26 protein-coding genes and 1 tRNA gene are annotated in these 24434 nt (G+C 69.6%); 13 read left to right on the top strand and 14 right to left on the bottom strand.

Annotated features, from left to right (window positions below; genetic code table 11):
• Window positions 1-61: 61 nt before the first annotated feature.
• The gene (istB, locus tag AC5YDA_RS13925; RefSeq protein ID WP_496189084.1) at window positions 62-865 is read right to left on the bottom strand and encodes an IS21-like element helper ATPase IstB; all 804 of its coding nucleotides are present in this window, start codon (window positions 863-865) and stop codon (window positions 62-64) included.
• Entirely contained in the window at window positions 862-2571 is a 1710-nt protein-coding gene (gene istA, locus AC5YDA_RS13920; protein ID WP_496192733.1) for an IS21 family transposase, read from the bottom strand. Before istA ends, istB begins: the two co-directional genes overlap by 4 nt.
• Window positions 2572-2782: 211 nt before the next feature.
• Between istA and AC5YDA_RS13915 the strand changes: the two genes are divergently transcribed.
• Genes AC5YDA_RS13915 through AC5YDA_RS13905 form a run of 3 tightly spaced genes read left to right on the top strand, consistent with a single transcriptional unit; the run spans window position 2783 to window position 5450 of the window.
• The gene (locus AC5YDA_RS13915) at window positions 2783-3562 is read left to right on the top strand and encodes an ABC transporter ATP-binding protein (RefSeq protein ID WP_496190123.1); all 780 of its coding nucleotides are present in this window, start codon (window positions 2783-2785) and stop codon (window positions 3560-3562) included.
• The gene (locus AC5YDA_RS13910) at window positions 3559-4386 is read left to right on the top strand and encodes an ABC transporter permease (protein ID WP_496190122.1); all 828 of its coding nucleotides are present in this window, start codon (window positions 3559-3561) and stop codon (window positions 4384-4386) included. Before AC5YDA_RS13915 ends, AC5YDA_RS13910 begins: the two co-directional genes overlap by 4 nt.
• A 44-nt stretch (window positions 4387-4430) precedes the next feature.
• Window positions 4431-5450, top strand: a complete 1020-nt coding sequence (locus AC5YDA_RS13905; protein WP_496190121.1) for an ABC transporter substrate-binding protein — start codon at window positions 4431-4433, stop codon at window positions 5448-5450.
• Window positions 5451-5521: 71 nt separating this feature from the next.
• Here AC5YDA_RS13905 and AC5YDA_RS13900 read toward each other — a convergent pair whose 3' ends face one another.
• Window positions 5522-6073, bottom strand: coding sequence for an SseB family protein (locus AC5YDA_RS13900; protein WP_496190120.1), 552 nt, complete (start codon window positions 6071-6073; stop codon window positions 5522-5524).
• Window positions 6074-6142: 69 nt separating this feature from the next.
• On the opposite strand from AC5YDA_RS13900, the gene AC5YDA_RS13895 reads away from it, so the two are divergent.
• Window positions 6143-6643 (top strand): hypothetical protein, encoded by a 501-nt coding sequence (locus AC5YDA_RS13895; protein ID WP_496190119.1) that lies wholly within the window; start codon window positions 6143-6145, stop codon window positions 6641-6643.
• Window positions 6644-6664: 21 nt separating this feature from the next.
• Here the strand turns inward: AC5YDA_RS13895 and AC5YDA_RS13890 are convergent, their stop codons facing one another.
• The 4 genes from AC5YDA_RS13890 to mshC are packed head-to-tail and all read right to left on the bottom strand — an operon-like array spanning window position 6665 to window position 9514.
• On the bottom strand, window positions 6665-7105 hold the full coding sequence (locus AC5YDA_RS13890; protein WP_496190118.1) for a PH domain-containing protein: 441 nt from the start codon (window positions 7103-7105) through the stop codon (window positions 6665-6667).
• Between the two features lie 4 nt (window positions 7106-7109).
• Window positions 7110-7955 carry an ATP phosphoribosyltransferase gene (gene hisG / locus AC5YDA_RS13885; protein ID WP_496190142.1) on the bottom strand — a complete coding sequence of 282 codons (846 nt, stop codon included), beginning with the start codon at window positions 7953-7955 and terminating at the stop codon, window positions 7110-7112.
• A 26-nt stretch (window positions 7956-7981) separates the two neighbouring features.
• A complete protein-coding gene (locus tag AC5YDA_RS13880) occupies window positions 7982-8245 on the bottom strand; it encodes a phosphoribosyl-ATP diphosphatase (RefSeq protein WP_496190117.1) in 264 nt (87 codons plus the stop codon).
• A gap of 18 nt (window positions 8246-8263) precedes the next feature.
• Window positions 8264-9514, bottom strand: a complete 1251-nt coding sequence (gene mshC / locus AC5YDA_RS13875) for a cysteine--1-D-myo-inosityl 2-amino-2-deoxy-alpha-D-glucopyranoside ligase (RefSeq protein WP_496190116.1) — start codon at window positions 9512-9514, stop codon at window positions 8264-8266.
• 85 nt (window positions 9515-9599) lie between these two features.
• On the opposite strand from mshC, the gene AC5YDA_RS13870 reads away from it, so the two are divergent.
• The 4 genes from AC5YDA_RS13870 (at window position 9600) to AC5YDA_RS13855 (ending at window position 12280) form a co-directional block, all read left to right on the top strand.
• Window positions 9600-10442: an undecaprenyl-diphosphate phosphatase gene (locus AC5YDA_RS13870; RefSeq protein ID WP_496190115.1), complete on the top strand. Its 843-nt coding sequence runs from the start codon at window positions 9600-9602 to the stop codon at window positions 10440-10442.
• Window positions 10443-10463: 21 nt separating this feature from the next.
• Entirely contained in the window at window positions 10464-11429 is a 966-nt protein-coding gene (locus tag AC5YDA_RS13865) for an aldo/keto reductase (protein ID WP_496190114.1), read from the top strand.
• An 87-nt stretch (window positions 11430-11516) separates the two neighbouring features.
• Window positions 11517-11602: transfer RNA gene (locus tag AC5YDA_RS13860), tRNA-Leu, on the top strand.
• Window positions 11603-11809: 207 nt separating this feature from the next.
• The gene (locus tag AC5YDA_RS13855) at window positions 11810-12280 is read left to right on the top strand and encodes a DoxX family protein (RefSeq protein ID WP_496190113.1); all 471 of its coding nucleotides are present in this window, start codon (window positions 11810-11812) and stop codon (window positions 12278-12280) included.
• Between the two features lie 67 nt (window positions 12281-12347).
• Here the strand turns inward: AC5YDA_RS13855 and prpB are convergent, their stop codons facing one another.
• The 3 genes from prpB to AC5YDA_RS13840 are packed head-to-tail and all read right to left on the bottom strand — an operon-like array spanning window position 12348 to window position 15456.
• A complete protein-coding gene (gene prpB, locus AC5YDA_RS13850) occupies window positions 12348-13247 on the bottom strand; it encodes a methylisocitrate lyase (RefSeq protein WP_496190112.1) in 900 nt (299 codons plus the stop codon).
• Entirely contained in the window at window positions 13247-14761 is a 1515-nt protein-coding gene (locus AC5YDA_RS13845; protein ID WP_496190111.1) for an MmgE/PrpD family protein, read from the bottom strand. Before AC5YDA_RS13845 ends, prpB begins: the two co-directional genes overlap by 1 nt.
• The gene (locus AC5YDA_RS13840; protein ID WP_496190110.1) at window positions 14758-15456 is read right to left on the bottom strand and encodes a GntR family transcriptional regulator; all 699 of its coding nucleotides are present in this window, start codon (window positions 15454-15456) and stop codon (window positions 14758-14760) included. Before AC5YDA_RS13840 ends, AC5YDA_RS13845 begins: the two co-directional genes overlap by 4 nt.
• 124 nt (window positions 15457-15580) lie before the next feature.
• Here AC5YDA_RS13840 and AC5YDA_RS13835 point away from each other — a divergent pair, with 124 nt between their 5' ends.
• The 5 genes from AC5YDA_RS13835 to AC5YDA_RS13815 are packed head-to-tail and all read left to right on the top strand — an operon-like array spanning window position 15581 to window position 20529.
• Entirely contained in the window at window positions 15581-16594 is a 1014-nt protein-coding gene (locus AC5YDA_RS13835; RefSeq protein ID WP_496193144.1) for a Bug family tripartite tricarboxylate transporter substrate binding protein, read from the top strand.
• Window positions 16595-16598: 4 nt separating this feature from the next.
• Entirely contained in the window at window positions 16599-17111 is a 513-nt protein-coding gene (locus tag AC5YDA_RS13830) for a tripartite tricarboxylate transporter TctB family protein (RefSeq protein WP_496190108.1), read from the top strand.
• Window positions 17111-18646, top strand: a complete 1536-nt coding sequence (locus tag AC5YDA_RS13825) for a tripartite tricarboxylate transporter permease (RefSeq protein WP_496193143.1) — start codon at window positions 17111-17113, stop codon at window positions 18644-18646. The genes AC5YDA_RS13830 and AC5YDA_RS13825 overlap by 1 nt, the downstream gene beginning before the upstream one ends.
• Window positions 18643-19827, top strand: a complete 1185-nt coding sequence (locus AC5YDA_RS13820; protein ID WP_496193142.1) for an MFS transporter — start codon at window positions 18643-18645, stop codon at window positions 19825-19827. The genes AC5YDA_RS13825 and AC5YDA_RS13820 overlap by 4 nt, the downstream gene beginning before the upstream one ends.
• Window positions 19828-19848: 21 nt before the next feature.
• A complete protein-coding gene (locus AC5YDA_RS13815; RefSeq protein ID WP_496193141.1) occupies window positions 19849-20529 on the top strand; it encodes an SDR family NAD(P)-dependent oxidoreductase in 681 nt (226 codons plus the stop codon).
• 6 nt (window positions 20530-20535) lie between these two features.
• Here AC5YDA_RS13815 and AC5YDA_RS13810 read toward each other — a convergent pair whose 3' ends face one another.
• The 4 genes from AC5YDA_RS13810 to AC5YDA_RS13795 form a co-directional block, all read right to left on the bottom strand.
• Entirely contained in the window at window positions 20536-21249 is a 714-nt protein-coding gene (locus AC5YDA_RS13810) for a maleylpyruvate isomerase family mycothiol-dependent enzyme (protein WP_496190104.1), read from the bottom strand.
• The gene (locus AC5YDA_RS13805) at window positions 21246-22076 is read right to left on the bottom strand and encodes a fumarylacetoacetate hydrolase family protein (RefSeq protein WP_496190103.1); all 831 of its coding nucleotides are present in this window, start codon (window positions 22074-22076) and stop codon (window positions 21246-21248) included. The genes AC5YDA_RS13810 and AC5YDA_RS13805 overlap by 4 nt, the downstream gene beginning before the upstream one ends.
• On the bottom strand, window positions 22073-22999 hold the full coding sequence (locus AC5YDA_RS13800) for a cupin domain-containing protein (RefSeq protein ID WP_496193140.1): 927 nt from the start codon (window positions 22997-22999) through the stop codon (window positions 22073-22075). Before AC5YDA_RS13800 ends, AC5YDA_RS13805 begins: the two co-directional genes overlap by 4 nt.
• 101 nt (window positions 23000-23100) lie before the next feature.
• On the bottom strand, window positions 23101-24360 hold the full coding sequence (locus AC5YDA_RS13795; RefSeq protein WP_496192930.1) for an IS256 family transposase: 1260 nt from the start codon (window positions 24358-24360) through the stop codon (window positions 23101-23103).
• Window positions 24361-24434: the final 74 nt, after the last annotated feature.

Below are 24434 nucleotides of genomic sequence, written 5' to 3'. Positions count from 1 at the left end.
TGTCGCTTGCCAGCGTGATGGGACCACCGTGTTGCCACGAGCATGGGACCACTTGGAAGTGTTATCGAGCATGGCGGACCTCGTTTCTGGGGTCAACGGTGACGCGCCCGCGTTGGCGGTAGGAGGGGCCTTCGACGACGAGGGTGTGCGCGCCTGAGGTGAGTCGATCGATGGCGGATTGGGCGAGGAGGGCGTCGGTGGTCAGGCCGAGCCATTCGGCGGGTTCTCGGTTCGACACCCAGATCGTGGCGGCGCGGCGGTGACGTTCGACGACGATCTCGTAGAAGTCGTTGGTTTGGGTGGCGTCGAGGGCCCGCAGCGCGAAGTCGTCCACGATGAGCAGGTCGATGCTGGTCAGGCGTCGGAGCTCGGCCTCGAGGGTGTTGTCGAGCCGGGCCGCCCGCAACCGGGTGAACAGTTTGTCGGCGCGGTGGAAGCCGACGGTCAGGCGGCGACGGATGGCGATGTGCCCGAGCGCGGTGGCGAGGTGGGTTTTGCCGACGCCGACGGGGCCGAGGATGAGGACGCCGGTGCCGGCTTCGGCGAACCGCAGGGTGGTCAGGTCGGACCACAGGTGCCGGTCGTAGGTGAGGTCGGGTTGGTCGTCGAAGGTGTCCAGCCGCATCGTGGGGTCCAGGCCGGCCTTGGCGGCGCGGAGGGTCGCGGAGCGGCCCTCGCGGCGGGTGACCTCGTCGGACAGGACGAGTTCGAGGAACGCGGCGTGGCCCAGCTGTTGCTGGCGGGCCAGGTGGAGCCGTTCGGGCAGGGTGTCGGCCATGCCGCCCAGCTTCAGGGCGCGCAGGGTGCGGGTCAGGTCGACGCCGACCGGGTCGACCGGCGCCGGGGGTCTGGTCATGGTGGTCATCGGTGCTCCTCCTCGAAGAGGGTGTCGGGTCCGTCGTCGCGGACCAGGGTCAACGTGGCGACCGGACCGCCGGCGGTGGGGGTCCGGTGACTGGCAGGGGTGGTCCCCTGGATGGCAGCGGGGCTGGTCCGGTCACTGGCGAAGGCCGTCGGCCGGGTGGCGAACTCGGCGGGTTGGCGGGCGAACCGGCCGCCGGGGATGGTGCCAGTCGGTAGCAGCGGCAGGGTGTCCTCGGTGGCCCGCTCCAGCATGGAGGCGATCTTGGTGACCGACACCACGTCGAGGTCCAGGGCGCGGGAGCAGGCGGCTTCGACCGGCCCGTTGCCGTAGCGGCGGACCAGCCCAAGGAGCCGGTACACCGCGCGCATCCGCGTCCACGGCAGCGGGTCGTCCAGGAGCCGCTCGGCGTAGATCCCGATACTCGACCCGTGGACCGCGCACGTGCTGATCAGGCGGGTCAGGTCCCGTAACGCGTAGCCGGACCTCTCTGCGGGCAGGTCGTCGCGGTCGGTGGATCGGCCCCCCGGCGCTTGGCGGGGGTGGGTCTTGACCAGCCGGCCCCGGTGGTACAGCTTGACCAGTTCCCGGTCGGCGCGCACGTCCAGCTGGTGGCCGAGGTAGGCGCCGGGCACCGAGTAGAGGGCGCGGGCGACCTCGACGTGGAAGTCGCGGTGCACCTTCACGGTCTTGAACACGGGCACGTCATACGCCGGCGGGACGGGCAACAGCACCCCGGCCTCGTGCTCGTCGAACACCTCCGCCGGGCGGGCCTGCAGGGTGCCGTGGATCCGCATCCCGGCCCGCTCGGCGCACCACACCGTGGCGCGTTGTTGGGCTTCCTCCAGGCTGGTGAACACCTCACCGGCCCAGAAGTTGCCGCGGACGTACTGCACCGCCCGCTCGACCTTCGGTTTGTCCTTCGGTGATCTGACGCGGGCCGGGTCGGTGCCGAACCCGGCGTGTTGGGCGTAATCGAGCCAGCCTTGGGACAGGCGCGGGTTCACCGGATCGGGGTCGGTGACGATGGCCTTCATGTTGTCGGGGATCAGCACCTTGAACACACCCTGGAAGAACGCCCACGCCGCTTCACAGCCGGCGATGACCGCCACCAACGTCTGCGAGTACGTCAACCAGACGAACAGGTGCCGCGAGTAGCAGGCGGTGAAGATCAGGGCGTGGACCTTCCGCCGGCGACCGTCTTCGCCGGTCAGGTAGCCCAGGTGTCCGAAGTCGACCTGCAGCTCGACGCCGGGCTCGCCGTCGGCGACCCGCACGGTGGTGTCCTTCACGCGGAACCCGCACCGTTCGGCGGCGAACCGGTGCAACGTCCGATACGGCACCACACACCCCTGCCGCGCCAACAGTTCGTGGACCTTCACCACCGACAACGGCTTGGCGTCCTTGCCGTCACCGGCCAACCACACCGCGATCTGCTCCTGGCGGGCTTCCAGGGCCTCCCACGCCGTCCCGTGCCCGTTCGGGCGGGCCGGACGCACCGCCGACACCACCTGAGCGACCAGGTCGTCATCGACCGCCGTGAACCCCGCGTCCCGCTGCAGACCGGCCTCCTGCGCGGCGGCCACATAGCGGCGGGCCGTCTTGCGGTCCACCCCCGCCCGCTCGGCGACTGTCCGCAGCCCGGCGCCCTCGAGCCAGCCGCGGAGTACTTCCCTGACCTCAACCACACTGACCTCCCTGAATCCCACGCCCGTAGACCTCCATGACGGCGACACCGACACGGCGATCCAACGAGCCGACCCAGGACCCACCGGCAAGACACGCCGGGTGGTCCCATGACTGGCAATCCAAGTGGTCCCATGAACCTGGCAGAAAACCCGCTACCCCGGTCCCATGCTCATGGCAGGCGACACAGCGCCTATCGTGGCAGGCCAACGGCTGTGGTTCAACGGAGGGTGCATGGCGGACGTCACCAATCTGGAGGCGCGTGACGTCTCGAAGGTGTTCTTCTCGGGGTCGGATCCCGTCTGGGCGCTCGACGGGGTTTCGCTCACGTTGGAGCCCGGCTCCTTCACCTGCATCGTCGGGCCTTCGGGCTGCGGCAAGTCCACGCTGCTCCGCATCATGGGCGGCCTGGAGTCCTCCACCTCCGGCGAGGTGATCGGACGAACCGCGGGCCAGCGCATCCCGGAGGCGTTCGTCTTCCAGGAGCACGGGGTGTTCCCGTGGATGACGGTGGAAGAGAACGTGGGCTTCGGCCTGCGCATGTCCGGGGTGGGGGGCCGCGAACGCCGCGAGCGCGTCCGCGACTGGATCGCCCGGGTCGGCCTGACCGCCTTCGCCGGCCACCACCCGCACCAACTGTCCGGCGGCATGCGCCAGCGCGTGGCGATCGCGCGCGCCTTCGCGACAGGGTCGTCCGTCCTCCTCATGGACGAACCGCTCGGTGCCCTCGACGCCCAGACCCGCCAGCTCATGCAGGAGGAGCTGCTGTCGCTGTGGCAGTCCGAGCGCAAGACCGTCCTCATGGTGACCCACGACATCGAGGAGGCGATCCTGCTCGGCGACCGCGTTGTCGTGATGTCGAAGCGACCCGGCCGCATCACCGAGGACATCGCGATCCCGTTCCCGCGGCCGCGGACGGTCGGGATCGAGCGCGACGCCGCCTTCGTGGAGTTGCGCCACCGCATCTGGGGCCTGTTGAAGGACGACGTCCGCGCCAGCGAGGAGGTGGCATGAGCGACCGCGTCACCCGCACCGAGGCCGCGGCACGCGCCGAGCGCACCACAGCCCGCCGCCTCCGGGCCCGCGACCTCGTCCTCTCGATCGGTACGCCGCTGGCCCTACTCCTGCTGTGGGAACTCGCCTCCCGGCTGGGCTGGATCGATGTGCGCGTGTTCTCCTCGCCGTCGGAGGTGGGCGCGCAGGGGGCCACGATGGCCGCGGACGGTTCGTTGGCCGAGCACACGCTCGCAACGCTGGCGCGCCTGTCCATCGGCGGCGCCATCGGGGTGGTGCTCGGTGTTGGCGTCGGCCTGCTGATGGGCACGTCCCGGGCCCTCAACGCGGCTCTCGGCCCGACGTTCTCGGCACTCTACGCGCTACCGAAGGTGGCCATCCTGCCGATCCTGCTGTTCATCTTCGGCCTGACCGAGACGCCCCGGATCCTGTCGGTCGTCATCAGCGTCTTCTTCATCATGCAGATCAACACGGTGGCGGGCGTCCACTCGATCGACGCCAAGTTGCTGGAGGCGGCACGCGCTTATGGCGCGCGGGGGCTGGACCGTTTCCGCTTCGTGATCCTGCCGGGTGCGCTCCCCTACATCTTCGCCGGGTTCCGCGTTGCCGTCGGCACCGGCGTGATCGTCATCACCGCGGTGGAGATGCTCGCCTCCAACACGGGGTTGGGGTACCTGATCTGGAACAGCTGGACGCTGTTCATGCCCGACAAGATGTACGTCGGCCTCGTCATGGTCTCCCTGCTGGGCGCCGGTCTGACGGCCCTGTTCGCCATCGTCGAGCGCAGGGCCCTGCCCTGGCGCCGCGGACGCCGGGCGTCCTGATTCCCCTTGTTCCCCTCACCACCACAGAATCCAAAGGAGCACTCGTGAAGCGCATCGCAGCAATCGCCGTCGCCCTGGGCCTCGCCCTGGCCGGCTGCAGCACCGGAAGTGAACCGCCCGCGGCCTCCGGCACTGCGGCCTCGCAACAGGCCGGGACGACCACGGTCAGGGTCGCCCACCTGCCCTCCACCCTCTTCTCCCCGTTGTACGTGGCCCAGGAGAAGGGCTACTTCGCCGACGCAGGCCTGAAGGTCGAGCTCGAGGCCGTCAAGTCCGGTCAGGACGCCGTCCCCCTGCTCGCCTCCGGCAAGCTGGACGCTCTGGCCGCCGGCTTCTCCGCGGGCATGTTCAACGCCCGAAACGAGGGCCTGGAGTTCCAGGTCGTGGGCTCGATGGGCATCAATACCGGCGATCCCGAGAAGTCCCCCACCATGCTGATCGCCGGTCAGCGGGCGTACGACTCGGGGACGGTCACGAAGGTCGCCGACCTGAAGGGCAAGAAGATCGCCGCCGCCGGCGGTCCGGGAGCCACCGGCGGCTTCTTGGTGGCCTCGATCCTCGCGGGCGAGGGCCTGACACTGAAGGACGTGGAGATCGTCAACCTCTCCACCCCCGACATGCCCAACGCCCTGTCCACGGGCGCCGTCGACGCCGCGCTCGCGTCCGCGCCCGTGTCGAGCCGGATCCTCACCGACAAGGTCGGCACCCTCATCGGCGTCCCCGCCAAGGGCATCAGCTCTTCGGGACTGATGTTCGGCCCCGAGTTCGCCAAGACCCCCGCGGCCCAGAAGTTCTTTGACGCCATCGCGAAGGGCGCCGCCGACCTTCAGGGTGACGGAGCGACCGCGGACGAGAACCTCGCCATCCTCGCCAAGGCGACCAAGCAGGACGTCGCCGTCCTCAAGGCGACCCCGCCGTACGCCTTCGACCCCAAGCTGGCCCCGCAGCCCGCGACCATCGACCAGATGGAGAAGATCTGGATGGAGGGCGGGCAGATCAGCTACAAGACCGCCCAAGGTGCAGGCGGGCTCGTGAACGACACGTTCCACAAGGCCACTCCCTGATCGACCGGCACAGAACGGTCCCGCCCGGGTTCTCCCGGGCGGGACCGTTCGCGTTGGTGCGGCGTGGGCCCCTACCTCTCGTCGTGCACGTGCTCGTGGCCATGCCCCTCCGCTGCATCGGCTCCCGTGTCGAGGAACATCCAGCCGAAGCCGCCATCGGGCAGTTCGACGAGGCGGTGCCCCTTGGCCAGTTCCTCGATGACACCCGCCTCGATGACGAGCGGGTGGGGACCGGGCAGGTCGATCAGGACCGCGGCAGACTTGGTCTCGATCGCCGTGGCGGCGACGTCGTCGAGCGTGCAGGGCACGGGGCGGGCGTCGGGCTTCCAGGCCTGCAGGGAGTCGATCCCGGTGAACACGGGGACCGCCGTGGCGCCGGCGTCCGACCGGACCAGGACGGCGGCCATCTCCGCGTGGCGATCCGGGTCGGGTCCCGAACCCGGCTCGCCCTCGTCGCCCGCGGCCACGATCGGGAGGAGCAGGCGGGCGGTGCAGAGCGCGGCGATCGCCCGGTGGTAGTGGGTGCCTCCGGCGTACGCCTCGGCGAGGATCGCCCGCAGGTCGGGGTCCGGCTGGCCGTGGTCGCCCGCGAAGGCAGCGTTGGGTTGTCCGAGGGTCCTCATGGGATCCATCGTCCCACAACCGGGGCAAGCCCCCAAACCCTCCCGCCGCGCTGCCCGTACTCTGGTCGCATGGACCCGAACGTGCTCCACCTCGTCGTCGCAGGTGTACTGACCCTTGTCTTCGTCGTCATCACCGCGCTGATCTGGTCGCGCGCGCAGGTCAAGACGGTCTTCTGGTGGATCGGGCTGTCACTGCTGCCGCTCGGGATCTACTTCCTGGGCCTCGGCCCCGCGGCCGAGGGCGCGTGGGAGACGCTCCTCGCTTGGGCCCGCGCGCTCCAGGTGACCCCCATGGTCTGGGTCGGCGTCGCCCTGGCCGGGCTCTCCGCGGTGCTGATGCTGGGGAGCCGCCTCATCCCGTCGGAATCCTCCAAGGATCGCCGCGCAGCCGCCAGGGCCGCACGCGACAAGGAGAAGGTCTCAGGGTCGAGCCGTCCCGCAGTCGCAGCGCGTCCGGCTTCGACCACCGCGCCCTCGCGTCCGGCCCCGGCTCGGCAGGGTCAGGCAGCGGGCGACGACGCCGAGTTCGACGAGATCGCGGAACTGCTCCGCAAGCGCGGCATCAACTGACGTCCGCGTCCGCGGGACGCGTCAGCGGGCGGACGGAAGGTACTTGGCCGCCACGGCGCGCAGGTCGTCGACCTGCTTCTCGGCGAGGGGCCCGTCCGACCGCTGGATGCCCAGCAAGGGCCGGTCGGTGTCGTCGTTGAAGTCGACGAACGCCCAGTGATCCGCGGGCCGGTAGCGGATCGACTCGACCTGCGACCACGAAACCTCATGGGTCCGGAGCCCGTTGCGGAACCTGAGCCCCTGCGGACCGGCCTTGACGTACCCCAGCGCCACGGTCCACACGATGGCCAGCATGAAGGCCACGAAGAAGGCGAGTGTGGCGACCTGGGGAACGGTGAACAGGGCGCGGATCTCGGCCGGCAGCATGAACCAGCCGAACACCGCCCCACCGCCCAGCACGATGGTCCAGATCGACGCCTGCCGACGGATCATGCGCGGGTGAGCCTCGAACTCCCAATCCATGAAGTCAGAGCCTACAAGCCGCGATGTCGGTGACGAGGATGCCCTCGGCGCCGACGTTCCACAGCTCGTCCATGATCATCGGCGCATCCTTGGCCGGGATCATGGCGCGGACCGCCAGCCAACCCTCGCGGGCCAGGTGCGACACGGTCGGGCTGTCGATGCCCGGCGTGATGGCACTGGCGCGCTCGAGGTTCGCGGCCGAGACGTTGTAGTCGACCATCTTGTAGTTGCGGGCCGTCATCACGCCGGCGATGCGGCGCAGGAGCAGGTCGAGACCCGCGTGGCGCTCCACGCCGTTGGGCTGGATCAGGATCGCCTCCGAGATCAGGATCGGCTCGCCGAACATCTCCAGGCCGGCGCGCTTCAGGGTCGAGCCCGTCTCCACGACGTCAGCCACGGCGTCCGCGACGCCCAACCTGACCGCGGACTCCACGGCTCCGTCCAGCTTGATGAGGCGCGCCTTGATACCGCGCTCGGCCAGCCAGGAACCCAGCAGCCCCGGGTAGGACGTCGCGATGCGCTTCCCGTCGAGGTCGGCCGGGGTCCAGGACCCGCCGACCGGCGCCGCGAAGCGGAACTTCGTCCCGCCGAAGCCCAGGGCGAGCACCTCGTTGGCCGTGGCGCCCGAGTCGAGCAGCATGTCGCGCCCGGTGAAGCCCAGGTCGAGCGTGCGCTCCCCCACGTACACGGCGATGTCGCGCGGACGCAGGTAGTAGAACTCGACGCCGTTGGCCTCGTCCAGCAGGACGAGGTCCTTGGAGTCGGAGCGCTGCTTGTAGCCCGCCTCGGTCAGCATGGCGTGCGTCGCCTCGGCCAGGGATCCCTTGTTGGGAACAGCGATGCGGAGCAGGGGACGGTCGTTCACCTCAGGGCCTCTCACAGATAGCGGTAGACGTCGTCGAGGGTCAGGCCCTTGGCGATCATGAGCACCTGCACGTGGTACAGCAGCTGGCTGATCTCCTCGGCCGTCTCGGCGTCGGACTGGAACTCGGCGGCCATCCAGGACTCGGCGGCCTCCTCGATGACCTTCTTGCCGATGAAGTGGACGCCGGCGTCCAGCTCACGGACGGTCCCCGAGCCCTCGGGCCGGGTCACCGCCTTCTCGCTCAGCTCGGCGAACAGCTCCTCGAACGTCTTCACGACTGGTGAGCCTACTCGTCAGACCCGGACACCCAGGAGCGCGTCCACCGCCGTCAACACCTCGTCCACCGCGCCGGTGTCGTCCGAGTCGATGGAGGCCGATGCCGCGACCCAGGCATCCACGGCCGCCAGGGCGGCGGGAGCGTCGAGGTCGTCGCGCAACGCGTCCCGGATGGCCTGCACGGTCTGGCCCCCGGGGAACGCGGTCGGGTTGTTCGCGATGGCCCGCCATGAGGCGAGGCGCTCCTGTGCCCGCGCGAGGTCGGCGTCGGTGTACTCCCAGTCGGTGCGGTAGTGGTGGGCCAGCAGCGCGAGTCGGATCGCCATCGGGTCCACGCCCTGGCGCCGCAGCTGGGACACGAGCACCAGGTTGCCCTTCGACTTGCTCATCTTCTCGCCGTCGTAGCCGACCATCCCGCCGTGCACGTAGGCGCGAGCGAAGCGGACGCCGGTGGCCGCACGCCCCTCGGCGGCGCACATCTCGTGGTGCGGGAAGGCGAGGTCGCTGCCGCCGCCCTGGACGTCGAAGGTCTCACCCAGGTAGGCCAGCGCGATCGCGGTGCACTCGATGTGCCAGCCCGGCCGCCCGTGGCCCAACTCGGAGTCCCACGCGGGCTCACCCTCACGCTCCGTGCGCCAGACCAGGCAGTCGAGCGGGTCACGCTTGCCGGGCCGTTCGGGGTCGCCCCCGCGCTCGCCGAACAGGCGCAGCGCGGCCTCCCGGTCCACGCCCGACACGCGGCCGAAGTCCTCAACCTGCGTGCTGGCGAAGTACCAGTCGGGGTGCTCGGGGTCGTCCAACTGGTACACCAACCCGGACGCCTTCAGGCGGTGGATGAGGTCGAGCACGAGCGGGATCGACTCGACCGCGCCGATGTAATGGGTGGGCGGAATGATCCGGAGCGCCTCCATGTCGGTCCGAAAGAGGTCCACCTGCTCGGCGGCGAGTTCCTCCCAGTCCACGCCCGTCGCCTCGGCGCGCTCCAGCAGGGGGTCGTCCACGTCCGTGACGTTCTGCGTGTACAAGACGTCCAGACCCGCGTCGAGCCACGTGCGCTTGAGCAGGTCGAAGGTCAGGTAGGTGTTGGCGTGCCCCAGGTGCGTCGCGTCGTAGGGCGTGATGCCACAGACGTAGAGCCGAGCGGCGCCGCCGTCCGAGGCGTGCGACGGCCCGACCTCGACGAGTCCGCCCGAGGCGGTGTCGACCATGCGCGGGCGGCGCGGATCCGGGGTCAGCGAGGGGACGTCGGGTCGTGGCCAGGCCTTCATGACCGCCAGCGTAGCGGCGGGCTACGCTGGCCCATGGTCCGGCCGCGTGTACGGACGGGCCCCGACGGACGAAAGGTGCGGGCGCATGCTCGAGTGGTGGCAATCGGTGGTTCTGGGCATCGTCGAGGGCGTGACGGAGTTCCTCCCGATCAGCTCCACGGGGCACCTCACGGTGGTCGAGAAGCTGATGGGGCTGCCGATCGATGGCCCATCGGTGACCGCCTACACGGCGATCATCCAGGTCGGGGCCATGGTCGCCTCGATCGTCTACTTCTGGTCCGACATCGTCCGGATCGCAGGCGCCTGGTTCGCCGGGCTGGCCGACAAGGACAAGCGTGGGCCCGACCACCAGCTGGGGTGGGCCGTCATCGTCGGCTTCATGGTGACGGCGGTGCTCGCGCTCCTGTTGAAGAACTTCGTCGAGGGTCCGTTCCGCTCCCTGTGGTTCGTCGTCGGCGGCCTGATCCTGTGGAGCATCCCGATGTTCATCGGCGACCGGGTCGGAAAACAGGACCGCGGCGAGGACTCGATCACGTGGAAGGACGGCGCGATCCTCGGCCTCATCCAGTCACTGGCGCTGGTGCCGGGGGTGAGCCGTTCGGGCGCGACGATCACCGGTGCGCTCTTCCTCGGCATCGACCGGGTCACCGCGACGCGCATGTCGTTCTTCCTCGGCATCCCCACGCTCGTCTCGGCGGGCCTGTACCAGGGGGTGTCGGCGGCGTCCGACATCGCCGCCCCCGGCGGCGTGGGCTGGGTCGCGACCATCATCGGCATCATCGTCTCCTTCGTCATCGCGTACGCCTCGATCGCGTGGCTGCTCAAGTTCGTCGCCACCAACGACTTCACCGCCTTCGTCATCTACCGCGTCGTCCTCGGCCTGGTCATCGCCGGCCTCCTCGCCGCCAACATCATCCAGCCCGTCTAGGCGGTCGCTAGGGTGGCCGCCATGCAACGGCGAAGCGTGGGCACCAGTGGTCTGACGGTCGGACGCGCCGGGCTGGGCACGATGACGTGGGGTCGCGACACGCGCATCGACGACGCCCGCGCCCTGTTGCGCTCGTTCGTGGACGCGGGCGGCGACTTGGTCGACAGCGCGCCCGCCTACACCCGCGGAGAGGCCGAACGCATGCTCGGGCAGCTGCTGCGCACGGACGTGTCGCGCGACGACGTCGTGCTGGCAACCAAGGCCGGCTTCATGTTCCGGGACGGGGTCCGCGTCGTCGACACGTCCCGCCGCGTCCTGCTGGACGACCTGCACGACTCCCTGCGCCGCCTCGGCACCGACCACATCGACGTCTGGCAGGTGCACGCGTGGGGTGCCGCCCCGCTGGAGGAGACCCTGGCCGCGCTCGACCATGCCGTCTCCACCGGTGTCGTCCGCTACGCCGGCGTGTCGAACTTCGTCGGGTGGCAGACGGCCGCCGCAGCGACCTGGCAGGAGGCCTTCCCCGGCCGGGCGCGGCTGGTGAGCAACCAGGTCGAATACTCCCTGCTCGCCCGGCGCGCCGAGGTGGAGGTGCTGCCTGCCCTGCGCCACTTCGAGATGGGCTTCTTCCCGTGGTCGCCGATGGGACGGGGCGTCCTGACCGGCAAGTACCGCTCGGGGATCCCACGCGACTCCCGGGGCGCTGCGCCGCACTTCCAGTGGTACGTCGAGCCCTACCTGGAGGCACGCTCCCGTGCCGTGGTCGAGGCAGTCGCCAAGGCGGCGGACGGCCTGGGCGTCACCCCGCTTCAGGTCGCCTGGCTGTGGGTCCGGGACGCTCCCGGGGTCACCGCTCCCCTGCTCGGAGCCCGGACGGCCGCGCAGCTGGCGCCCTACCTGGACGCCGAGTCGATGGAGCTGCCCGAGGAGATCGCGTCGGCACTGGACGACGTGTCCGGCGGTCCGAACGAGGCGCGCACCGCCTGACCGGGACGCGATCGTCGCTCGTTTTGGCTTTGAGGGGCAGGTCGCGCTATTGTTACCGGGCTGTCGGGGAGACCCGGCCGACACCTTGCGCGGGTGGCGGAATTGGCAGACGCGCTAGCTTGAGGTGCTAGTGCCCGTATTAGGGCGTGGAGGTTCAAGTCCTCTCTCGCGCACAGAGCACGAAGCCGCTCTGGATTGGCAGAACATGCCGACCCAGGGCGGCTTCGTCGTTCTCGGAACGCCCGGCTCCCCACGCGATCCCGGTGGCAACCAGACCAACCCAGCTTTGATTTAGTTTTCAATCATGCTTAGGTTGTCTCGTCAACCAATGCGGAGTTCCCCCGGATCCCGCGCCCCCGACAATCTCCGAGGAGACCAGCATGAACACCGTCCTGAACCCGCCCGCCGCTGTCCGCGACGTCGCCCTGCTCATCGCCCGGGTCCTGCTCGGCACCGTGCTCATCGCGCACGGCGGCCAGAAGTTCTTCGAGTGGACCATCGCCGGCACCACCCAGGCCTTCGGGCAGATGGGTGTCCCCTTCCCCGCGCTGTCGGCCCCCGTCGCGGCTGTCATCGAGCTGGTCGGCGGCGTGCTGCTGCTCGCCGGCGCCTTCTCGGCCATCGCCGGCCTCGTCGTCGCCCTGCACATGGGCGCCGCGGCCGTCCTGGCCCACATCCCCGCGGGGATCTTCATCGACAACGGTGGCTGGGAGCTCGTCGGCGTCATCGCCGCCGCCGCCCTGGCCGTCGGTGTCGCCGGCGCCGGTCGCTACTCGGTCGACGCCCTCTTGTCCCGCACGGCGTCCACCGAGGGCACCCGGGCTCGCGAGCGCCAGACCGTGAACGCCTGATCCTCACCGGTACACGTTCGGCCCCCTCCGCTCCCCGGAGGGGGCCGAAGTGGTTTCTCGGGGGGCTTCAGCGGTCGAGGGTGAAGTTGAACACCGAGCCGTCGAAGTGGCTGTACGCCTCATAGTCGACCAGGTCATACAGCTCGGTCCGGTGCTGCATCTCACCGAGCGCGGCGGTGAGGGCACCCTCCTCGCTCAGGAGCGACAGCGCCCGGTCAGCCGCGCCCATCGCCAGACGCAGCAGCGAGACGGGCCAGATCACGATGTTCACACCCACGTCACGCAGCCGGTCGACGGTGAACAGATCGCTCTTGCCGAACTCCGTCATATTGGCGAGGATCGGAACGTCCACCGCCTTGCGCACGGCATCGAACTCGTCCAACGTGCGGAGCGCCTCGGGGAAGATCGCGTCGGCACCGGCATCCACGAGTCGCTGTGCGCGGCTGATCGTGGCGGCCAGTCCGTCGACTGCCCGGATGTCCGTCCGCGCCATGATGAGGAAGTTCGGGTCCCTTCGGGCGTCCACGGCCGCCCGAATGCGCCGCACCGCCGTCTGATCGTCGACCACCTGCTTGCCGTCGAGGTGCCCGCAGCGCTTGGGGTTCACCTGGTCCTCGAGGTGGAGTCCGGCCAGACCGGCGTCCTCGATCTCTTGCACACTGCGGGCGACGTTCATCGGTTCACCGAATCCGGTGTCCGCGTCCACGAGGGCCGGCAACTCGGTCACCCGAGCAACCTGCTGGGCGCGTGCGGCCACCTCGGAGAGGGTCGTCAGGCCGATGTCGGGCAACCCGAGATCCGCACTGATGACACCTCCGCTGACGTAGACCCCCTCGAACCCGTGCCGCTCAATGAGCCGCGCCGACAAGGGATTGAAGGCGCCTGGCAGGCGGAGCAGCTCACCGGCCGCGAGCCGCTCACGCAGGCGGCGCCGCTTCTCGGCCGGCGGGGTCTGGGCGTACAGCATCAAAACAACCCGGGGCGGGCGTCGCGCAGGGTGCCGGGCAGCGCGATGAACGTGAGCTGCCGCACCTCATCCACCCCGAGCTCGGGCAGGCGAAGGGCGAGGTCGAGGAACCGCTCGACCTGCTCCTCGCCGATCGTCGGCGTGGCCAACGTGCGGAACTTCTCGACGTACTGGGCGCGGGCGAAGGGGCGCGCGCCGCGGGGATGGGCGTCCGCGACGGCGATCTCGTCGGAGACCTGTGTGCCATCAGCGAAGTGCACCACGATGCGGCCACCGTAGGACTGGGCGTCGCCTTGAAGGTGGTACCGGCGCGTCCACTCCGGGTCCTCCACCGTGATGATCTTGCGCCACAGCGCGACGGTGTCCGGCCGGGTGGCCCGCTCGGGGGCATAGGAGTCCTCGTGGTGCCAGCGGCCGTCCTGCAACGCGACGGCCAGGATGTAGGGCAGCGAGTGGTCCAGGGTCTCCCGCGACGCGTTCGGGTCATACTTCTGCGGGTCGTTGGCGCCGGAGCCGATCACGTGGTGGGTGTGGTGCGACGTGTGCACGACGACCTTGTCGACCCGGCCGGGATCGGCCACCGCCGGATGCTCGCGCAGGAGCTTCCGGGCAAGGTCGATCCAGGCCTGCGCCTGGTACTCGGCGGAGTGTTCCTTGGTGTAGCTGGCGAGGATGGCCCGCTTCTCCTCCCCGCGGTCGGGCAGCGGCACCTCATACCGCCCCTCGGGCCCGTCCAGCAGCCACGCGATGACCCCGTCCTCGCCCTCGTAGATGGGGGCGGGGCTGCTCTCACCACGGAGAGCGCGGTCCACCGCCTCCACGGCCAGCTTGGCGGCAAAACCGGGGGCGAACGCCTTCCAGGACGAAATCTGGCCCTTCCGGGACTGGCGCGTCTGGGTCGTCGTGTGCAGTGCCTGTCCGATGGCTTGGTGGGTGGTCTCCACCGGGAGCTCCAACAACGTTCCCAGGGCTGCCGCGACGGAGGGTCCGAGGTGAGCCACGTGGTCGATCTTGTGTCGGTGCAGGCTGATCGCACGCACGAGGTCGATCTGGATCTCGTAGCCGGTCGCGATGGCGCGCACCAGCGCCGCGCCGCCACGGCCCACGTGCTGCGCCACGGCCACGACCGGTGGGATGTTGTCGCCCGGGTGGCTGTAGTCCGCCGCGAGGAATGTGTCGTGGTAGTCGAGCTCACGAACGGCGGCGCCGTTGGCGTAGGCCGCCCACTCGGGACTGGTGCGCGTCCCGGCATCCATCCCGAAGACCGTGGCGCCGTACCCGTTCGCGCTCGGCGCATGGGTGAGCGCCTGCTCGCGCGCGGCCGATGGCGCGGACCGACCGATGGACGCCGCCGCCACCGCCGCGTTGTCGATGAACCGGTTGACGATCATCTCCTCCGTGGCAGCCGGGACAGCCACCGGGTCCGCGGCGACCTCGGCGATGCGCCAGGCCAACTCCTCCTCGCGGGCCAGTGTTTCCTCGCTGCGGAAGGTGCGGACGGGATGGGATTTCACGGGGACTCCTGGTGGCTGTCGAGGGCTGCCTGCGGGCCGGGAAGGGCTGTTCGGAAGTGGGTCAGGCTGTTGTGCAGGTGGACGTGCGTGGCGGCGATGGCGAGGGGCCCGTCGTGGGCCGCGATCGCCCGCGCGATGGCCGCGTGCTCGCGGGCGGACGCCGCCAGTCGCGTGCGGGAGTTTCGAGCCATGCCGCGCACCCGCGCCGCATGGGTACGGAGCGTGGCGAGGGCATCGCGGAGGTAGGCGTTGCGGGCCGCGACATCCACGGCCTCGTCGAAGCGCCGGATCAGCAGGTAATAATCCTTGACCGTGCCCTCGTCTCCGCCTTCCCGTTCGAGGACGAGTTGGGCGGCCTCGAACTCCTCGGCGAACGCGGTGAACCGGTCCGCGTCCGGCCCGCGGGCGGCCAGTTCGGCGGCCTTGGCTTCCAAGCAGGAACGGAACTCGAAGATCGCCTCCAGATCGGCGGGCGAGACGCCGGTCACCACCAGGCCGCGCGCCCCGGACGCTTCGAGCAACCCCTCGGCGACGAGCTGTCGGAAGGCCTCACGCACGGGCGTGCGGGACACCCCGAGGCGCACGCCCTGCTCGACCTCGAACAGGATCTGCCCAGGCAGCAGCACGCCGTTCAGGATCTCGTCGCGGAGGCGGAGGTAGGCCCGCCCCGCAGCAGTGTCCGAATGCGCCAGCATGACGGGCAGTGTATACACAGGTCACAACCAGCTCTCGATCCTGCGCCTCACCCTTCCGCTCCCCGAGCTTTTGTGTATACATTGCCGCGGTCGGCACTGGAGCCGGCCCGATCAGGAGGTGCCCATGAAGGTCACACGCATCGCAGCCCTCGTCGCCGCAGCCGCCCTCGTACTGGGCGGGTGCAGCAGCGCCCCGCCCGCCACCTCGCCCACTTCATCCGGCTCGACGGCTCCGCAGGCCAAGGCGCTGAACCGCCTGGAGATCATCGCCCCGGCCGCTCCCGGCAGCGGCTGGGATCAGACATCGCGCGCCGTGCAGGAGGCTCTCAAGAAGGCTGAGCTCGCCAAGACGGTCGAGGTACAGAACGTCCCGGGCGCCTCCGGCACTGTCGCGCTGGCGCAGGTCGCCCCGCAGCAGGGCAAGAAGGACCTGTGGGTCACTTCCGGCCTCGCCATGATGTCGGGCGTCATCTCCAACGGCACATCCGTCACACTCGACCAGCTGACCCCGCTGGCCCGCCTCGTCGGCGAGTACGAGGCGATCGTCACCCCGGCTGAGTCGCCCTACAAGTCCGTGGACGATCTGTTCGCCGCCATCAAGGCGGATCCCAAGTCCGTCGCCATCGCGGGCGGTTCGGCCGGCAGCGCTGACCACATCTTCATCGGCCTCCTGGCACAGCACTACGGCGTGAACCCCTCCGACGTGAATTACGTGCCCTACAGCGGCGGCGGCGAAGCCACCACCGCGATTCTGGGCAACAAGGTTCAGGCGGGGATCGCAGGTCTCAACGAGTTCAAGGCACAGATCATGGCCGGCAAGATGAAGGGCCTGCTCGTCTCCTCCGTCGAGCCGATCGGGGGTGTGACGTTCGCCCAGACGGCCAAGGACGTGGACCCGAAGCTCGAGTTCCAGAACTGGCGCTCCATGATGGCCCCCGGCGGCATTGACGCCGAGCTCAAGGCGCAGTACCTCGCCGCACTGGACGGGATGCACGATTCGCAGGGGTGGACCGACCTGCTCAAGAAGAACGACTGGGACGACAACTATCTGGCCGGCGACGAGTTCGCCACGTGGCTGAAGGAGGAGAACGCTCGGGTGACCGGCGTCCTCAACGACTTGGGCCTGGCGAAGAAGTAGACGCGTGACCCAGACGACAACGACCCGGCGCAGGGCAGCCACGCCGTGGGGCGAGTGGGCCATCACGGCGGTGCTGATCCTGCTGGGCGTGGTCGTCCTCCTGGACGGTCTCGGACAGCCGACCTCGCGGTCGGCGTCCGGGATCGGCGCGGGCCTCCTGCCGATCGCCGTCGGCCTCCTGCTGCTGGCCCTCGGGGCGGCAGTCGCCATCCAGGTGGCCCGGGGCCACGTGGGTGAGCCCGAGTCGGCCGAAGGCGACGTGGACGTCCGGACCACCCAGTGGGTTCCGATGGCGGTGGTGGTCGCCGCAGGCTTGGTCTTCATCGGTGCGGTGGAGCCCCTGGGCTACGTGATCACCAGCACCGTCGTGTTTTGGATCGTGGCCTGGGCGATGGGGGCGCGCAAGCACCTGCAATCGGCTCTGGTCGCACTCGCGCTCTCGCTCGTGGTGTACCTCGTGTTCACGCGTCTGCTGTCCATCTCACTGCCCGCGGGCCTCCTGGAAGGGTTCCTCTGATGCCGGGATGGGAGGGGCTCCTCCACGGCCTGCAGTTGGCCCTCACCCCTGAGAACCTGTTGTTCGCCCTCGTCGGCACCGTCGTGGGCACGCTCATCGGTGTCCTCCCGGGCATCGGCCCGGCGCTGACGATCGCCCTGTTGCTGCCCATGACATACGGACTGGACCCCCAAGGCGCGTTCATCATGTTCGCGGGCATCTACTACGGCGCGATGTACGGGGGCTCGACGACCTCGATCCTGCTGAAGACACCCGGCGAGTCCGGTTCGGTGATCACCGCTCTGGACGGCAACAAGATGGCCCGGCAGGGTCGTGGCGCCGCGGCGCTGGCGACAGCGGCCATCGGGTCGTTCGTCGCGGGCACCATCGCCACCCTGCTGCTGGCCTTCTTCGCGCCCTGGATGGTCCAGGTCGCCGTCATGCTCGGAGCCCAGGACTACTTCGCTCTGATGGTCGTGGCCTTCCTCACCGTCAGCGCGCTGGTCGGCACCAACCCAGCCCGCGGCCTCGTTTCGATGGCCCTCGGCTTGGCCGTTGGGCTCATCGGGATCGACTTCCAGTCGGGCCAGCAGCGACTGACGTTCAACCACCCCAACCTGCTCGACGGCATCGACACGGTCGTCCTGATCGTGGCCCTCTTCGCCATCGGTGAGGTTCTGTATGTGGCCACCCACCAGTCGTCGTATTCGTTCGACATGATGGCTGTGGGCAAGAAGAAGAAGTGGATGTCGCGCGAGGATGTTCGGCGCTCCTGGGCACCGTGGCTGCGCGGAACCGGTATCGGTTTCCCCCTCGGCGTCATCCCGGCTGGCGGCTCGGAGATCCCGACGTTCCTCTCCTACACACTGGAGAGGCGGTTGTCGAAGAACCCGAAGGAGTTCGGCAACGGCGCCATCGAGGGCGTCGCGGGGCCGGAGGCCGCCAACAATGCCAACGCCGCCGGCACCCTCGTGCCGCTGCTCACCCTGGGCATTCCCACGTCCGCCACGGCGGCGGTCATCCTCGTGGCCTTCCAGCAGTACGGGATCCAGCCGGGACCCCAGTTGCTCGACACCCAAGCCGCCCTGGTGTGGGGTCTGATCGCCAGCCTGCTGGTGGCGAACCTGATCCTTCTCGTCCTGAACCTGCCCCTGATCGGCCTGTGGGTGAAGATCCTGCAGATCCCCAAGCCCTACCTGTTCTCCGGCATCATGTCCTTCGCGCTGCTGGGTACGTACGCAGTGAGCGGGTCGACGTTCGACGTCGTCGTGCTCATGGTGCTCGGCGGAGTCGGCTACCTCATGCGCCGCTTCGGGTACCCGATCTCCCCCATGATCGTCGGGGCGATCCTGGGGCCGCTGGCCGAGGTGCAGATGCGCCGCGCCCTCGACATCGCGGGCGGCAACTACCTCACGCTCATCTCCACGCCGTTCACGATCATCATCTACCTGACGCTCACGGCCGTGCTGGTCGGTGGCTTCCTGCTACGCCACCGCCCGAGCCGGTACGAGATCATCGACTCGGTGATCAGCGAGGAGCCCGAGCACCGCCCGTGACCCCCCACCTCGGTCGCAGGCTGCCTCTGCTGGCACACGCATTCTCACTCCAGACGGCCGCCTATCTGATCAGGCCCGCGGCCGCCTACCGCGCGATCGAACTGGGCCTCGCCCCCGCGCTGGTGGGGCTCATCGCGGCGAGCTTCGCGGTCATCCCACTGGTGGCCGCGGTTCCCGTCGGTCGTTGGACGGACCGCGGGCGCGAGTACCCCACGCTGGTTCTCGGCGGGGTCGCCATGGCGGCGGCCGCCGTGGGCATGCTCCTGTTGCCCACCACCTTGTGGTCGCTCGTCGCGTGGAACGCGCTCATCGGGTTCGGGCACCTTCTGGCCGTGATCGGGCAGCAGAGCCTCGTGGCAGGGGCGGATCGCGACGGGCTCGACGCGGCCTTCGGGCTGTACACCTTCGCCGGCTCATTGGGGCAGGCGGTCGCACCCCTCCTGCTGGCGACGGTCGGTGGCGGCGTGGTCATCCCCGACAGCAGGCTGCTCGTCATCGCGTACGGCTTGGCCTGCGCGATGATGCTCGTCGTGACCCCGCTCCTGCGTCGGCGCATCGAACAGGAATCCTCCCCCACCCCGACACCGCGCGCTCAGGGGCGCGTGCGGGCCTTGCCGCCGCTCTCCCCGGCCACCCGGCGGACCATGACCGGGGGCATCCTGCTCAGCGCCCTCGTGCTGGCGGCCGTGGACCTGATCCAGGTGTACCTGCCCGCCCTCGGCGTCGAGCGGGGCATCGACGCGTGGGTCATCGGAGTCCTGCTGACCGTGCGGGCAGGCGCAACCATGCTGTCACGGCTCGGGTTGGGTCGCCTCGTGCACCGCTGGGGACGTCGTCGGCTCGTCGTCGGTTCCAGCATCTTGGCGGGGGTGGTGGTGGCCATGATGGCCCTCCCCCTCCCGCCGGTGCTCCTCGGGCTGCTGTTGGCCCTGGCTGGTTTCTGCCTCGGCATCGGCCAGCCACTGTCGATGACCATCGTCACCCTCGCCGCCCCGCCCGGCACCACCTCTACCTTCCTTGCGCTGCGCCTCGTGGGCAACCGGGTCGGCCAGTCCGCTGTCCCTGCCGCGCTGACCGTGGTGTCCACCGTCACCGGCACGGCGGGCATCTTCGTCCTGACCGGCGTCGGCCTGCTCGCGACTGCGGGCCTGGCACTGGCGTCCATCAGCGACAGTCCCTGACAGGCCACCTAGGCTGCGGGCATGGACTTGGAGCTGAACGGCCGGGTCGTCCTGGTGGTCGGGGGGACGGGCCTCATCGGGCGCGCGATCGTCGATCGGCTGCGCGGCGAGGGCGCCACCGTTGTACCGGCGTCCCGGAACCCGGGGGATGGCGTCCACGTCGACGCCGGCGACGACGCATCCGTGCGCGCTGCGCTCGGCACGGTGCTGGCTCGCCACGGGCGGCTCGACGCCGTCGTCGTCGCCGCGGCTCCGGCGGCCCGGACGATGGATCCCGCCCGGACCGCTGCCCCGGACGCGGTGCTGGCGGCGGTCGAGCGCAAGGCGATCGCCTTCCTCCGGGTCGCCGGCGCGGCACTCCCCGCGATGGTGGCTGCGGGCCACGGCCGCATCGTGGGGATCAGCGGCCAGAACGCCTTCGTGACGGGGAACGTCGCGGGCTCCGTGCGGAACGCGGCTTTGATCGTCGCGGCCAAGAACTTGGCCGACAGCGTCGCGGGCACCGGCGTCACGATCAACACCGTGAGCCCCGGCCCGGTGTCGGACGCCCCGGCCCGGGAGGTGCCCGCGGGGCGAGGGGGCGAGTCGAGCCCCGAGCAGGTCGCCGACCTCGTCGCCTTCCTCGTGTCCCCCCGGTCCGGCGCGATCTCGGGAGAGTCGATCGCCGTCGGGCACCGGGTCAGGGGAACCACCTCGCTGTGACCCCGCTCAGAGCCAGGGGCCGAGCTCCGGCACTGCCCCGCCCTCGGCAGACAGACCCGTGTACGTGCGTCCGGCCAGCCACGCGACCACCTGGGCCAAGGGTCCGCTGACCAGCACGGGATCGCCCGCGCCCGCCAACTCCAAGGACACGTCGGTGTCCGACGCGCGCACCGACACGGGTCGCCCGCCGGTGGCACCGCGCTTGGTGACGATGTCGTCCGCCAGCGCCGCCAGGAAGTCCTCGGGCAGGTCCGTGAAGGTGACGTCACCGGCCAGGTCGACGGCGTGGACCATGACCTCCCGGGCGCGCATCCAAGGCGTCTCGGTCGCCGGGACCGTCCGACCCTGCCCCGTGACGATCAGATGCTCCCACTCCTCGTCCGACAAGGATGCGAACGCGTCGGCCAGCGCGGCGGCCGAGCGTTCGAACCAGGCGAGCAGGTCAACGGCCGGACGCAGAGCACCGGCCTCGATGTCGGCGTTGCGCTGGGCCCTCGAGGTGTACATGGGGGTCTCGACACCTGTCCTCGCCCAGGCGACGAGGTTGCCGACCGCGTCCGCGTTCGCGGCGATGTGGGCGAGCAGGTGCTTGCGTGTCCATCCCTGCAGCGCACTCGGACCGCCGAGTGCATCGTCGCTGTCCAGTCCGTCCAGGGCGCGCCGCACCAGCGCGGTCCCCTCGGTGACCCAACGCAGGCCGTCCTCCCGGGAGCGGGTCACCCGGCCACCACCTTGTTCGTGACCGACCCGATCCCCTCGATCGTGCACGACACCTCCTGACCCACCCGCAGGTAGACAGGCGGCTTGCGGGCATGCCCGACCCCACCCGGGGTTCCCGTCGCGATCAGGTCGCCCGGGTTGAGCCGGATCATCGTGGACACGTACTCGACCAGGTGGACCGGATCGAACACCAGGTCACCGGTGTTGTCGTCCTGCACCAACTCGCCGTCCACGTGGGTGGTGATCGCCAGGCGGGGACGGACCCCGCCCGGCAGGTCGTCGGGCGTGACCAGGACCGGCCCGATCGGGGTGGTGGCGTCCCAGTTCTTGCCCTGGGTCCACTCCCGCGTCCGGAACTGCCAATCACGGCAGGTCACGTCGTTCATCACCGTGAACCCCGCGATCGCGGACTCCGCCTCGACGCCCGTGGCCCGTCGCACCGGCTTGCCGATCACGACGACCAGCTCGGCCTCCCAGTCGAACTCCTCGGTCTCGGCCGGGCGTGCGATGTCGTCCCCCGCACCGATCAGGGTGTCGGCGAACTTGGGGAACAACGTCGGGTACTCCGGCAGCGGACGCCCCATCTCGGTGATGTGGGTGGCGTAGTTGAGACCGACACACACCACCTTCGACGGCCGGGCCACCAACGGGGCGAACTCCACCCCGGACACCCGGCCGATCACCCGGGTGGCCGCGGCCGCGACGTCACGCCAGTCCTCCTGGGCGAGGAAGTCACCCAGGTCGGCGACCCCGAGGTCGACCAGGTCATCCCCGTCGACCCGCACCGCACGGGTGCCACCCTCCACACGCACCGTTGCCAACTTCATCGAGCCACCTCCACACGCGCAAGATCGAGCTTCTCCAGGATCGGCGCATCCGAGAACCGGAACAGATCCAGATGACCCGAGTCCGAGCCGTCCTGGCCGGCGTCCGACTTCGCCGAGAACGACACCCAACTCGGCACGACGAACATGTCGCCCCGCTCGACACTCCACCGCTGGTCGCCGACGGTGACGGTGCCGGTCCCGTCGAACACCTGGAACACCGACGAACCGGTCTCCCTGACCGGCGCCGTCTCCGTTCCCGCCGCGATCCGGTGGAACTCCGTCCGGATCGTCGGCAGGACGTCGAGACCATTGTTCGGGTTCGTGTACCGCACCGCGGCATGCCCCGGCTCGACCGTCACACTGTGCCCGGCCCGCTCCAACTGCAACTGGTCACGCAGGGCGGCGTCGGTGAACTCCCAGCGGTAGGCCAACAACGGCGACTTCGGCGTCGGGCCCACGAAACTCAACGGAGTCAGGCCCGCACGACCCCACAGCATCTCCGCCCGGGACACGTCGGGGGTCTCCTTGGCATCCAACTCCTCAGGACCGAACTCGAAGAACGTCGACTCCACCTCGTACTGGAACGGGATGTCCAACCCGTCGATCCATGCCATCGAGTGCTGCGACGGGTTCTGGTGCGCATGCCACGCCCACCCGCCCTGGGGCAGGAAGTCACCCCGCCGCATCGGGACCGGGTCGGAGTTCACCACCGTCCACACACCCTCACCCTCCACCACGAACCGGAAAGCGTTCTGCGTGTGACGGTGGTACGGCGCCACCTCTTCGGGGCACAGGTACTGGATGGCCGCCCACAACGTCGGCGTCGCGTACGGACGACCCCCCAACGTCGGGTTCGCCAACGCGATCGCCCGACGCTCCCCGCCACGCCCCACCGCCACGATCTCCCCGGCCTTCTCCGCCAACCGGATCAGGTTCCGCCACCGCCACAGGTGCGGCGCCGCCTTGCTGACCGGGTGGAACGGCAGGGTCTGTCAGATAAACGGTGTGTGAGGCCCGGCGGTTTCTAGTGAGTGGCTCTCTCGAACCTGCCTGCGAAGGTGATCGCGAAGGCGTTCAGGGCGGGCTTCCACCTGACGACCCAGCGTGCCTTTCCGTGGCCGGTGGGGTCAAGCGATCGGGTGGTCAGGTACAGGCACTTCATCGCGGCGGCCTCGTTGGGGAAGTGGCCGCGGGCGTTCACCGCCCGGCGGTAACGGGCGTTGATGCTCTCGATCGCGTTCGTCGTACAGATCACGCGTCGGATCTCCACGTCGTACTCCAGAAACGGCACGAACTCGGCCCACGCGTTCTCCCACAACCTGACGATCGCCGGATAGCGCCCGCCCCAATCGTGGGCGAACTCGGCGAACCGATCCCTGGCCGCGGCCTCCGACGGGGCGGTGTACACCGGCTTGAGGGCCTTGACGATGGCGTCGCGGTGTTGCCGGCCGGCATAGCGGAACGAGTTTCTGATGAGGTGGACGATGCACTGCTGGACGACGGTGCGGTCCCAGGTGGTGGTGATCGCCTCCGGCAGTCCCTTCAGCCCGTCGCACACGGCGATCAGCACGTCGTCGACGCCGCGGTTCTTCAGCTCGGAGAACACCTGCAGCCAGAACCTGGCGCCCTCGGCGCCGTCGCCGGCCCAGATCCCCAGGATGTCTCGTTCGCCGTTGGTGGTGACGCCCATCACCACGTAGAACGGGGTGTTGCGGACCTGGCCGTCGCGGACCTTGACCACGATCGCGTCGACGAAGATCACCGGATAGAGCGGGTCCAGTGGCCGGCTGGACCATTCAGCGAGCTCGCCGGCGACCTTCTCGGTGATCCGGCTGATGGTGTCCTTGGACACCTTCGCCCCATACACCTCCTCGAAATGGGCGGCGATCTCACCGGTCGTCAGGCCGCGGGCCGACAGCGACAACACGATCTGGTCGATCCCGTCCAGGCGCCGTTTCCGCTTCGGCACGATCACCGGCGTGAACGAGCCGTCCCGGTCCCTGGGCACCTCGATCTCGACCGGCCCGATCTCGGTCAACACCGTCTTCGACCGGGTGCCGTTGCGCATGTTCGTGCCCAGCGGCGCTGCGCCGTGCTCGTGGCCCAGGTGCTCGGTCAGTTCCGCCTCCAGCGCGGTCTCCAGGACCTGCTTGGTCAGCCCCGACAACAACCCGCCCGGGCCGACCAGGGACATTCCCTGAGCCTTGGCCTGGGCGAGCAGCTGCTCGGCGAGCTGCTTCTGATCGATGATCTCTCCCGTCACGGGGTCGATCATCTCGGTCATCTCGGTCGTGTCAGTCACGGCCATCTCCTTTCGGATCAGGCCGGACCCCCACACACCGTTACTCCGACAGTCCC

It is taken from the genome of Propioniciclava sp. LT294, assembly GCF_059516005.1.
The sequence above is the reverse complement of the archived record's forward strand: the minus strand, read 5'-3'. Positions and strand labels throughout refer to the sequence as shown.

What these genes read in the sequence shown, in the direction of transcription:
- istB (WP_496189084.1), bottom strand. Translation starts at nt 865, where the DNA reads ATGACCACCATGACCAGACCCCCGGCGCCGGTCGACCCGGTCGGCGTC.
- AC5YDA_RS13915 (WP_496190123.1), top strand. Translation starts at nt 2,783, where the DNA reads ATGGCGGACGTCACCAATCTGGAGGCGCGTGACGTCTCGAAGGTGTTC.
- AC5YDA_RS13910 (WP_496190122.1), top strand. Translation starts at nt 3,559, where the DNA reads ATGAGCGACCGCGTCACCCGCACCGAGGCCGCGGCACGCGCCGAGCGC.
- AC5YDA_RS13900 (WP_496190120.1), bottom strand. Translation starts at nt 6,073, where the DNA reads ATGAGGACCCTCGGACAACCCAACGCTGCCTTCGCGGGCGACCACGGC.
- AC5YDA_RS13895 (WP_496190119.1), top strand. Translation starts at nt 6,143, where the DNA reads ATGGACCCGAACGTGCTCCACCTCGTCGTCGCAGGTGTACTGACCCTT.
- AC5YDA_RS13890 (WP_496190118.1), bottom strand. Translation starts at nt 7,105, where the DNA reads ATGGATTGGGAGTTCGAGGCTCACCCGCGCATGATCCGTCGGCAGGCG.
- mshC (WP_496190116.1), bottom strand. Translation starts at nt 9,514, where the DNA reads ATGAAGGCCTGGCCACGACCCGACGTCCCCTCGCTGACCCCGGATCCG.
- AC5YDA_RS13870 (WP_496190115.1), top strand. Translation starts at nt 9,600, where the DNA reads ATGCTCGAGTGGTGGCAATCGGTGGTTCTGGGCATCGTCGAGGGCGTG.
- AC5YDA_RS13865 (WP_496190114.1), top strand. Translation starts at nt 10,464, where the DNA reads ATGCAACGGCGAAGCGTGGGCACCAGTGGTCTGACGGTCGGACGCGCC.
- AC5YDA_RS13855 (WP_496190113.1), top strand. Translation starts at nt 11,810, where the DNA reads ATGAACACCGTCCTGAACCCGCCCGCCGCTGTCCGCGACGTCGCCCTG.
- prpB (WP_496190112.1), bottom strand. Translation starts at nt 13,247, where the DNA reads ATGCTGTACGCCCAGACCCCGCCGGCCGAGAAGCGGCGCCGCCTGCGT.
- AC5YDA_RS13840 (WP_496190110.1), bottom strand. Translation starts at nt 15,456, where the DNA reads ATGCTGGCGCATTCGGACACTGCTGCGGGGCGGGCCTACCTCCGCCTC.
- AC5YDA_RS13835 (WP_496193144.1), top strand. Translation starts at nt 15,581, where the DNA reads ATGAAGGTCACACGCATCGCAGCCCTCGTCGCCGCAGCCGCCCTCGTA.
- AC5YDA_RS13825 (WP_496193143.1), top strand. Translation starts at nt 17,111, where the DNA reads ATGCCGGGATGGGAGGGGCTCCTCCACGGCCTGCAGTTGGCCCTCACC.
- AC5YDA_RS13815 (WP_496193141.1), top strand. Translation starts at nt 19,849, where the DNA reads ATGGACTTGGAGCTGAACGGCCGGGTCGTCCTGGTGGTCGGGGGGACG.
- AC5YDA_RS13805 (WP_496190103.1), bottom strand. Translation starts at nt 22,076, where the DNA reads ATGAAGTTGGCAACGGTGCGTGTGGAGGGTGGCACCCGTGCGGTGCGG.
- AC5YDA_RS13795 (WP_496192930.1), bottom strand. Translation starts at nt 24,360, where the DNA reads ATGACCGAGATGATCGACCCCGTGACGGGAGAGATCATCGATCAGAAG.